Genomic DNA, 9,775 nt, shown 5'->3' with positions numbered 1-9,775 from the left:
CCCCACCCCACTGGCCCCCCGTCTTCACCAGGGCGTCCGTTCGCGTCGTCATGTCCGCGCCGCTCACGGTGAGCTCCACGCGGGCCACATCGCTGGCACTCAACGCCTGCGGCATCGTCACCACCGCCTGCGCGCTGCCTTCCTGCGACTCTTGTCCTTGCGCGCCTCCACACCCGGCCAATGCCAGCACCAGGCTCAGGGCCAGCACCACCAGCCCGCTTCGACTCTCATTGCGCATGCGCTTCTCCGGAGCGTGGGCCTTGGAAGGGCCTCTTCCTCCGCGGATCCGCGCCCACGCGGACGGACGGCCCTACCGAGGAGAGGAGTGCAGGACTCTAGGAGTAGTCCCCGTGCCTGCGCTCCTGAGTCGCCCCCGCACCGAGGAGGTGTCTTCGGACCTCTCGCTTCCGCTCTCAGGCCACCGGGCCCTTCGCGTGGCGGTCGAACTCCACCGCGCAATGCGCCGAGAACACCGTCACCTCCGCCCCGTGCGTCCGCACCAGCCCGCGCAGGCGCTCCTGGTTCGCGAGCCGCGCGGCGTTGTCCACGGACTTCAGCCGCTGGAACAGCGCCGTCCCCCACGGGCTCCGCGGCGCCACCGGATCCACCTCCCGGTGGTTGAAATACGCGTCCCCGGCGTGCAGGACCCAGCCTCCCGGACCCTTCACCGCGACGCCGCAGTGGCCCGCCGTGTGGCCCACCAGCGGCACCAGCAGGACCTCCGCGTCCAGGCCCGGAATCACCCTCACGGCCTCGAACCCGAACCACCGTTCGCCGTCCACCGCGTACCGGCTCCACTTCGGCCCATGGGCCCACTGGACCGGCTTGTACCCGAACTTCTCCTTGGGCCCCGGCGGCACCATGGCGGCGGCGTGCTCGTCCCCGAACACGTGGACCTGGGCCTCCGGAAAGTCCACCAACCCCCCGACGTGATCCAGGTCCAGGTGCGTCGGCACGATGTGCCGCACGTCCTCGCGCTTGAACCCCAGCCGCTCCACCTGGGCCAGCGCCGTCTCCGCCGGGTCCAACCGGGGCGCGTTCCGGGTCAGGAACCGCTGTCCCAGGCGCCCCTTCGCGTCCTGCAGGTCCCGGGTCCCCAGGCCCGTGTCCACCAGGACCAGCCCTTGGGACGATTCAATCAACAGGCAATGGCAGACCATCCGTGCCCGCTCGAACAGCCCGCCCGAGCCCACGACGAACCGGGCGCTGGCGGGACACAGGGTTCCGCAATTGAGATGGTGGATTCGCATGCCCGGAAGCCTACGGACCGCCTCCCGCGCCCGATTGGAGGAAACGGCCACCGCGGGCCCCCTCCAGGCACTCCGGGTTGAAGCCCCGGCCCGGCCGTCCCAGACTGGCCCCATGGACCCGGATTCGACGTCCGATAACGCGCTGGTGCTCCGAAGCGACCTGTCGCGCTTCATCCAGCGCGCTCGGGTCCTCTGGCGTGGCCCGTCCACGGACGCCTACCTCCGGCTGCCCGACGGCACCGTGGAGCTGGTGATCCGCGTGACGCCCGGGACCTGCGACGTGCACGCCCTGGGGCCCCGGGAGCACGTGCAGCACAAGTCCGCCTCGGAGGTGCCGCCCGACACGCTGGGCCTCCAGTTCAAGCCCGGCGGCGCCTATCCCTTCTTCGGCCTGCCCATGTCGGAGCTGGCGCACCGCTCCCTGTCCATCGACACGCTCTGGGGGCGGTCCGACGGCGAACGGCTCCGGGCCTCGCTCGCGCAGGCCCCCACGGCCCAGGCCCGCCTGCGCACGCTCGAGGCCGCCCTGGTGGACCGCCTCCACCGCGAGGACGTGTACGAACCCGCCGCCGCGTACCTCGTGCGGCGCGGCATCCGGCTCCTCTCCGAAGCCGTTGAAATCCCCCGGGTGTCGGAGCTGGCCCGCACCCTGGGCGTGAGCGAGCGCAACCTGCGCCGTGCCTTCGACGACGTGCTCGGCATGGGCCCGAAGGCCTTCGCCCGGCTGGTGCGCTTCCAGCGTGCCCTCCAGGCGTCCACCGCCCGGGGCGCCCGGCCGGACTGGGGCGCCATCGCCACCGGGGTCGGCTACTATGACCAGGCCCACCTCATCGCGGATTTCCGCGCCGTCACCGGCACCACGCCGGGCGCGTGGATGCGCACCCGGGCCGTCTAGGTCCACCCTGCCCGCCCGTATCGGACGCGATGCGTCGGATTCGCAGCGCGAACCGATCTCTTTCCTCCACCTGAAATTCCGACGGGCCGGATGGGAAATCCGCATGCCCGGCAGGCCACCCCAGGAATCGTTCAGGCGCTCGAGCGTTGAGCGTCTTGCGTGGGCGTTTTCCCAGCTTGACCGTCGCCAGACCTTCCCTCACAAACGCCCTCGTCCCCGCTGCTGGCCCTCCCGTCCAGTGGCCCGAAAGGATCCCGACTCATGAAGCGATTGGTCGTCATCGCCGCCCTCGTGGGGGCCGCTCCGGCGCTCGCCGATGAAGGCATGTGGACGTACAACAACTTCCCCAACGCCAAGGTGAAGGAGAAGTACGGCTTCGAGCCGTCCCAGCAGTGGCTGGAGAAGCTTCGCCTGGGCGCGGTGCGTCTGGCCGGTGGCTGCTCCGCGAGCTTCGTGTCGCCGGACGGCCTGGTGATGACGAACCACCACTGCGCGCGCGGCTGCATCGAGCAGCTGTCCACCGCGAAGCAGGACTACCTGGCCAACGGCTTCTACGCGAAGTCGCAGGCCGAGGAGAAGCAGTGCCCGGCGATGGAGGTGAACCAGCTCGTTGAGATCACCGACGTCACGGAGACGCTGAACAAGGCGACCCAGTCGCTGACGGGCAAGCAGTACTCGGACACGCTGAAGTCGGAGATGGCCAAGGTGGAGAAGGCCTGCTCCGCCGGCGACGACAAGGTGCGCTGTGACGTCGTCACGCTGTACCAGGGCGGCAAGTACAACCTCTACAAGTACCGCCGTTTCCAGGACGTGCGCCTGGTGTTCGCCCCCGAGCACGCCATCGCGTTCTTCGGCGGTGACCCGGACAACTTCGAGTTCCCCCGCTACGACCTGGACGTCACGTTCGTGCGCGTCTACCAGGACAAGCAGCCGGCGAAGACGCCGGACTACTTCAAGTGGTCCAAGAGCGGCGCCAAGGAGAACGAGCTGACGTTCGTGGCCGGCAACCCGGGCAAGACCTCGCGCGCGCTGACCATCGCGGAGCTGGAGTACACCCGCGACGTGTCCATGCCCAAGTCGCTCATGTACCTGTCCGAGCTGCGCGGCATGGTCACCGAGTTCCAGAAGCGTGGCCCCGAGCAGAAGCGCATCTCCAGCAACATGCTCTTCGGCGTGGAGAACGCGCTCAAGGCGTCCAAGGGCCGCCACGAGGCGCTGCTGGACAAGAAGTTCTTCGCGACGAAGGTCGCCGCGGAGCAGGAGCTGCGCAAGAAGGTCGACGCGAACCCCGAGCTGAAGAAGAAGTACGCCGGCGCCTGGGAGGAGATCGCCAAGGCCGAGGTGCAGCTGGGCAACCTGCGCAAGGACCTGAGCTACATCGAGCACGGCCAGGGCATCTCGTCCTCCCTGTTCAGCATCGCCAAGACGCTGGTGCGCGCCGGCGAGGAGCTGCCCAAGGACAACGGCCAGCGGCTGCGCGAGTTCAACGACGCGAACCAGCCCGCCCTCAAGGCGAACCTCTTCAGCCCCGCGCCCATCTACCCGGAGCTGGAGATCGCGCGCTTGACGTTCAGCCTCACCAAGCTGCGTGAGGAGCTGGGCGCCAAGCACCCGTTCGTGAAGAAGGTGCTGGGCAAGGAGTCCCCGGAGCAGGTCGCCACCCGCGTGGTGAAGGGCAGCAAGCTGACGGACGTGAAGGCGCGTCAGGCGCTGTTCGACGGTGGCAAGAAGGCCGTGGAGGCCTCCAAGGACCCGATGGTCCAGCTGGCGCTGCTGGCGGACCCGGACGCCCGCGCCATCCGCAAGAAGTACGAGGAGGACGTGGAGTCCATCATCAAGAAGAACAGCGAGCTGGTCGCCAAGGCGAAGTTCGACATCTACGGCACCAGCCAGTACCCGGACGCGACGTTCTCCCCGCGCGTGTCGTTCGGCTCGGTGAAGGGCTACACGCAGAACGGTGAGAAGGTGGAGCCGTTCACCCAGATGGGCGGCACCTTCGAGCACGCCACCGGTCAGGACCCCTACGCCCTGCCGAAGTCGTGGGTGAAGTCGGAGAAGGTCGTCACCGCCTCCACGCCGATGAACTTCGTCACCACCAACGACATCATCGGTGGCAACTCCGGCTCTCCCGTCGTCAACCAGAACCACGAGGTGGTGGGCCTGGTGTTCGACGGCAACATCCAGTCGCTGGGCGGCGAGTACGGCTTCGACGAGTCGGTGAACCGCACCGTGGCCGTCCACTCGGACGCCATCATCGAGGCGCTCCAGAAGATCTACGGCGCCAACCGCGTCCTGGAAGAGCTGCGCCCGGGCAGCACCAAGGTGCCGCCCGTGAAGGCCAACCCGGCCGGGTAGTCAGACTTCACCGTCGCTTGACGTAGAAAGAGGCTGTCCGGTTCGCTCCGGGCAGCCTCTTTCTTTTGGACAGGAGGGCCGCACATGCTCGACGACGCGCGGGTCGAACAGTTCATCCGGGACGGCTTCGTGAGGATCGACCATGCCTTTCCCCGTGAGCTCGCGGACGAGGCGCGGGGCATCCTCTGGCGGGACACCGGCTGCAATCCCACCCTGCCCTCGACCTGGACCCGTCCAGTCATCCGGCTGGGGATGTACTCGCAGCCGCCCTTCATCCAGGCCGCCAACACGCCCGTCCTTCACGCGGCGTTCGACCGGCTCGTCGGCGCCGGCCGGTGGCTGCCATGCGGTGCCATGGGCACGTTCCCGGTGCGGTTCCCGTCGTCCGCGGACCCCGGGGACGCGGGCTGGCACATCGACGCGAGCTTTGATTACGAGAAGCCGGACTTCCTGGAGTGGCGCACCAACGTCACCTCGAAGGGACGGGCGCTGCTGATGCTGTTCCTGTTCTCGGATGTCGGCGAGGACGATGCCCCCACACGCATCCGGGTGGGCTCGCACCACGACGTCGCCCGGAGGCTGGCCCCGGCCGGAGAGGCCGGCGAGACGCTGAGGGCGCTCGCGGCGGACGGCTTCGCGGTGGCTCCGGACCGGCCCCAGGCTCTGGCCACCGGAGAGGCGGGCACCGTCTACCTGTGCCACCCCTTCCTGGTCCATTCAGCACAGCCGCATCACGGCACCCGGCCGCGCTTCATGGCCCAGCCGCCATTGCTGCCCCGGGAGCCGCTCAGCCTGACGCGGAGTCCCGCCGACACGTCACCGGTCGAAGCGGCCATCCGTCAGGCCCTGGCCCCCATCGGGTAGCGCCGAAACGCGAAACGGCGACCCGCTGTCCGCCGGGTCGCCGCGCGTGCTTCACACGGCCTTCAGCTCACTCCCACTCGATGGTGGCGGGCGGCTTGGAGGAGATGTCGTAGACGACGCGGTTGATGCCGCGCACCTCGTTGGTGATGCGCGAGGAGATCTTCTCCAGGATGGGGTACGGGATCCGCGCCCAGTCCGCCGTCATGCCGTCCACGCTGGTGACGGCGCGCAGCACACAGGTGGACTCGTAGGTGCGCTCGTCGCCCATCACGCCCACGCTCTGCACCGGCAGCAGCACCGCGAACGCCTGCCACACCTCGCGGTACAGCCCGGCCTGGAGGATCTCCTCCTGCACGATGGCGTCCGCGCGGCGCACCAGTTCCAGGCGCTTCTCGTTCACCTCGCCCAGCACGCGGATGGCCAGGCCCGGGCCCGGGAACGGCTGGCGGCCGACCATCTCCTCCGGCAGGCCCAGCTCGCGGCCCAGGGCGCGCACCTCGTCCTTGAACAGCTCGCGCAGGGGCTCCACCAGCTTGAGCTTCATCGTCTCCGGCAGGCCGCCCACGTTGTGGTGGCTCTTGATGGTGACGGAGGGGCCCTTCCAGGACACGGACTCGATGACGTCCGGGTACAGCGTGCCCTGCGCCAGGAAGCCCGCGTCCTGCACGTCGCGCGAGGCCTCCTCGAACACGGCGATGAACTCCCGGCCGATGATCTTCCGCTTCTGCTCCGGGTCCGTGACGCCTGCCAGCTTCGACAGGAAGCGCTCGCGCGCATCCACCGTCTTCAGCGGCACGTGGAAGCGGTCCACGAAGAGCGCCTCCACCTGCGCCCGCTCATTCTGCCGCAGCACGCCGTTGTCCACGAAGATGCACTGGAGCCGAGGGCCGATGGCCCGGTGCAAGAGCAGCGCCGCCACGGAGCTGTCCACGCCGCCGGAGAGCCCGCAGATGACCCGGCCCTCCTCGCCCACCTGCTTGCGGATGGTCTCCACCGCCTCGTCGATGAAGCCCTTCATCGTCCAGGAGCCGGACACCTTGCAGTCGTTGAAGAGGAAGGCGCGCAGCATCGCCTTGCCCTGGGGGGTGTGGACGACCTCCGGGTGGAACTGGAGGCCGTACCAGGGCTTCGTCGCGTGGGCGGCCGCCGCGAAGGGCGAATTGCCGCTGCGGCCAATGGCCTCGAAGCCGGGCGGGAGCACGTCCACCCGGTCGCCGTGGCTCATCCAGACCTGCACCTGGTCGCCCGGATGGAACTCCGCGAACGGGCCCCGGGCCGTGAGGACCTCCACGGAGGCGCTGCCGAACTCCCGGTGCGCCCCCCGGTCGATGCGGCCGCCCAGCAGCTTGGCGGTGAGCTGGAGGCCGTAGCAGATGCCCAGCACGGGGACGCCCGCCTCGAAGACGTAGGGGTCGCAACGCGGTGAGCCAGGGGCCTCCACGGACGCCGGCCCCCCGGAGAGGATGATGCCCCGGGGCGCGTACTGGCGGATGTCGCCCGCGGGCAGATCGGGGCGGTGGATCTCGCAGTACACGCCCAGTTCACGCACCCGGCGGGCGATGAGCTGGGTGTACTGGCTCCCGAAATCAAGGATGAGGATCTTCTCGGAGTGCAGGTCCACCGGCATTTCTCCCAGGGGGCGTCGTTGACGGGTGGGGGCCCTTATCGCTACAAACTTCGGGAAATCAACGCTGAAAGGCCGTCAATTGTTCGAGGTTCGGATGCGCCGCCTGACCGCTTCCAGTGCAGCAGCCATGCTTCTTCTATCCACCGCGGGGTGCGTGAAGGAGATCTCCTCGGACGAGCGTCTGGAGCGAGACACCCGCAGCGTCGCCGTGAAGGACACTCCCGGTATCGCCGAGCTGTCCAAGGTCACCTGTGAGGACACCACCGAACCCCTGACCAAGGCGCGCAACGTCAACCGCCCGGAGTCGGACCGGCTGGTGGACTACGTCCAGCTCTACGCGTCCCTCAAGGATCGCACCCACACCTTCGAGGACGCGATGGCCCGGAATCCGGACCTGAGCTACCGCGAGGGCAGCCAGGCGCTGGTCTCCGCCAAGGACACCTGCATCCAGCAGACGGCCGACGTGCGGGTGGAGTTCGAAACCTACCTGCGCGAGCTGGTGGACGTGCCCACGGTGCAGGAGATCAAGGGCGGCAACACCGTCACGGTCGCCCGCCTGGACTTCGCCACCCTGCGCAAGGCCATTGAGACGCTGGACCCGGACGACCGCGAGCAGCTCATGCAGCGCGTGGGCGCGGCGGAGAAGCGCGTCGCCACGGTGCCGGCCGCCGCGGAGGACACGGCGGCGGGCGGCAAGCGTCGCGGCGGCAAGTAGTCTCCAGGACCCGCACCCCCCGGTAGGACCTTCCGGGGGGCGGTGAGCCGCGAGTCGAGGCGCCCTACTCCATCCGGTAGTTCGGCGCTTCCTCGGTGATGATGACGTCGTGCACGTGGCTCTCCTTGAGCCCGGCGGACGTGATGCGCGTGAACATCGCCTTCGTGCGCAGCTCCTCGATGTTCGCGCACCCCACGTAGCCCATGCCGCTGCGGATGCCGCCCAGCATCTGGTGCACGTTCATGGACAGGGTGCCCTTGTACGGGACGCGGCCCTCGATGCCTTCGGGCACCAGCTTCACGGCGTCCACGTCGGACTGGAAGTAGCGGTCCTTGGCGCCCTGCTTCATCGCGCCCAGGCTGCCCATGCCCCGGTAGCTCTTGTAGCTGCGGCCCTGGTACAGGATGACGTCGCCGGGGGACTCCTCGGTGCCGGCGAACAGCGAGCCGATCATCACGGAGCTGGCGCCCGCGGCGAGCGCCTTGACGATGTCGCCCGAGTACTTGATGCCGCCGTCGGAGATGATGGGGATGCCGTGCTTGTCCGCCTCGCGGGCGCAGTCATCCACCGCCGTCACCTGGGGCACGCCCACGCCGGCCACCACGCGGGTGGTGCAGATGGAGCCCGGGCCAATGCCCACCTTCACCGCGTCCACGCCCGCCAGGATGAGGGCGCGCGTGCCCTCCGCGGTGGCGACGTTGCCGGCGATGAGATCGAACCCGTGGAAGTTCTTGCGCGTGTCGCGCACGCCCTCAATCACGCCCAGCGAGTGCCCGTGCGCGGTGTCCACGACGATGACGTCCACGCCCGCCTTCACCAGCGCGTCGATGCGGGCCTCGCGGTCGGAGGACACGCCCACGGCGGCGGCGCACAGCAGGCGGCCCTTGCCGTCCTTGGCCGCGTACGGGTGGGTGAGGCGCTTCTCGATGTCCTTGATGGTGATGAGGCCCTTGAGCTCATAGGCCTCGTTCACGACGAGCAGCTTCTCGATGCGGTGCTCGTGGAGGAGCTTCTGGGCCTCCTCCTGGGAGATGCCCTCGCGGCCGGTGACGAGCTTCGTCGTCATCACGTCCTCGACCTTCTGGGTGAAGTTCTTCTCGAAGCGCACGTCGCGGCTGGTGACGATGCCCACCAGGCGCTTGCCCTGCACCACCGGCACGCCGGACACGCCGTGCACCTTCATGAGTTCCAGGGCGCGGGCGAGCGGTGCCTTCGGTTCGATGGTGACGGGGTCCACCACCATGCCGCTCTCGAACTTCTTGACCTTGAGGACCTCCAGGGCCTGCTGCTCGGGCGTCATGTTCTTGTGGATGACGCCGATGCCGCCCTCCTGGGCCATGGCGATGGCGGTGCGCGCCTCCGTTACAGTGTCCATTGCTGCTGAAAGCAGCGGCACGTTGAGCCGGATGTTGCGCGTCAGGCGGGTCGTCAGGTCGGCATCACGTGGCGTGACCGCGCTCTCACCGGGTAGCAGGAGCACGTCGTCGAAAGTGAGGGCCAGCCGGATATCGGGGTTCAACATTGGGGCTCCCGGAGGCCCCGCGGGGCACCAGCGCCCGGCGGGTGCGGTTCCATACGAGTAACGCGGCAGGCGCGCAACGAAGAAGGTTTTTTGCCGCGCGTGCCCAGGGACTTCGGGTGATACTCGCGGCTACACACACATGGGACTTGGGACCGGGCCTTGGCGGATCTGAATCAAGGAGGGGCCGTCGGGCTGGTGGTGAAGCTGCCCTTCGCCACTCCCGAGGAGTTCATCGCGAAATACGGGGGCAACATCACCCGGGGCGGCATCTATTTGCGCGCCAAGGCCGTGCGCCCTCCGGGCACGGCCGTCACCCTGGACCTCCGGCTGGCAGGCGGCGATCGGCTGCTCTACGCCGCCGCCGTGGTCCACTTCGTCACCGGGCAGCACGGGCAGGGCATCTCCGGCATGGGGCTGAAGTTCGGGGAGGCGGACGCGACGACGCGCCGGTTCCTGGATTCCACCGTCGCCATCCTCCCACACGCCCAGACGGACCTGCCGCCCGTGCCCAACGGCGTGGGCCCGGCCGACTACACCGTCCCCACCC

General features: G+C 68.8%; 8 protein-coding genes and 1 pseudogene. 5 read left to right on the top strand and 4 right to left on the bottom strand.

What is annotated here, in order from left to right:
• Together D7Y13_RS32095 and D7Y13_RS32090 are read right to left on the bottom strand one after the other, a co-directional pair.
• Positions 1-238: pseudogene (locus D7Y13_RS32095) on the bottom strand (kelch-like protein); the annotation flags it as partial.
• A 175-nt stretch (positions 239-413) separates the two neighbouring features.
• Complete coding sequence (locus D7Y13_RS32090; protein ID WP_120536545.1) at positions 414-1,250, bottom strand: MBL fold metallo-hydrolase; 837 nt, start codon at positions 1,248-1,250, stop codon at positions 414-416.
• 112 nt (positions 1,251-1,362) lie between these two features.
• Here D7Y13_RS32090 and D7Y13_RS32085 point away from each other — a divergent pair, with 112 nt between their 5' ends.
• The 3 genes from D7Y13_RS32085 to D7Y13_RS32075 all read left to right on the top strand — a co-directional run bounded on the left by D7Y13_RS32085 (position 1,363) and on the right by D7Y13_RS32075 (position 5,364).
• Complete coding sequence (locus tag D7Y13_RS32085) at positions 1,363-2,145, top strand: helix-turn-helix domain-containing protein (protein WP_120585484.1); 783 nt, start codon at positions 1,363-1,365, stop codon at positions 2,143-2,145.
• Between the two features lie 261 nt (positions 2,146-2,406).
• Positions 2,407-4,500, top strand: a complete 2,094-nt coding sequence (locus tag D7Y13_RS32080) for a S46 family peptidase (RefSeq protein WP_120585483.1) — start codon at positions 2,407-2,409, stop codon at positions 4,498-4,500.
• An 84-nt stretch (positions 4,501-4,584) separates the two neighbouring features.
• Positions 4,585-5,364 carry a phytanoyl-CoA dioxygenase family protein gene (locus D7Y13_RS32075; protein WP_120585482.1) on the top strand — a complete coding sequence of 260 codons (780 nt, stop codon included), beginning with the start codon at positions 4,585-4,587 and terminating at the stop codon, positions 5,362-5,364.
• 67 nt (positions 5,365-5,431) lie between these two features.
• Here the strand turns inward: D7Y13_RS32075 and guaA are convergent, their stop codons facing one another.
• Positions 5,432-6,985: a glutamine-hydrolyzing GMP synthase gene (guaA, locus tag D7Y13_RS32070; RefSeq protein WP_120585485.1), complete on the bottom strand. Its 1,554-nt coding sequence runs from the start codon at positions 6,983-6,985 to the stop codon at positions 5,432-5,434.
• Positions 6,986-7,118: 133 nt separating this feature from the next.
• Here guaA and D7Y13_RS32065 point away from each other — a divergent pair, with 133 nt between their 5' ends.
• Complete coding sequence (locus D7Y13_RS32065) at positions 7,119-7,706, top strand: hypothetical protein (protein ID WP_199732929.1); 588 nt, start codon at positions 7,119-7,121, stop codon at positions 7,704-7,706.
• A gap of 64 nt (positions 7,707-7,770) precedes the next feature.
• Here the strand turns inward: D7Y13_RS32065 and guaB are convergent, their stop codons facing one another.
• Positions 7,771-9,228: an IMP dehydrogenase gene (guaB, locus tag D7Y13_RS32060; RefSeq protein WP_120536550.1), complete on the bottom strand. Its 1,458-nt coding sequence runs from the start codon at positions 9,226-9,228 to the stop codon at positions 7,771-7,773.
• Between the two features lie 159 nt (positions 9,229-9,387).
• Here guaB and D7Y13_RS32055 point away from each other — a divergent pair.
• A partial coding sequence (locus D7Y13_RS32055) for a TIGR02266 family protein (RefSeq protein WP_120630877.1) occupies positions 9,388-9,775 on the top strand: 388 nt, incomplete at its 3' end.

The sequence above is a fragment of the Corallococcus praedator genome, assembly GCF_003612125.1.
GTDB classification, from domain to species: domain Bacteria; phylum Myxococcota; class Myxococcia; order Myxococcales; family Myxococcaceae; genus Corallococcus; species Corallococcus praedator.
Note: the sequence above shows the minus strand (reverse complement) of the source record. Positions and strands in the feature narration are given on the sequence as shown.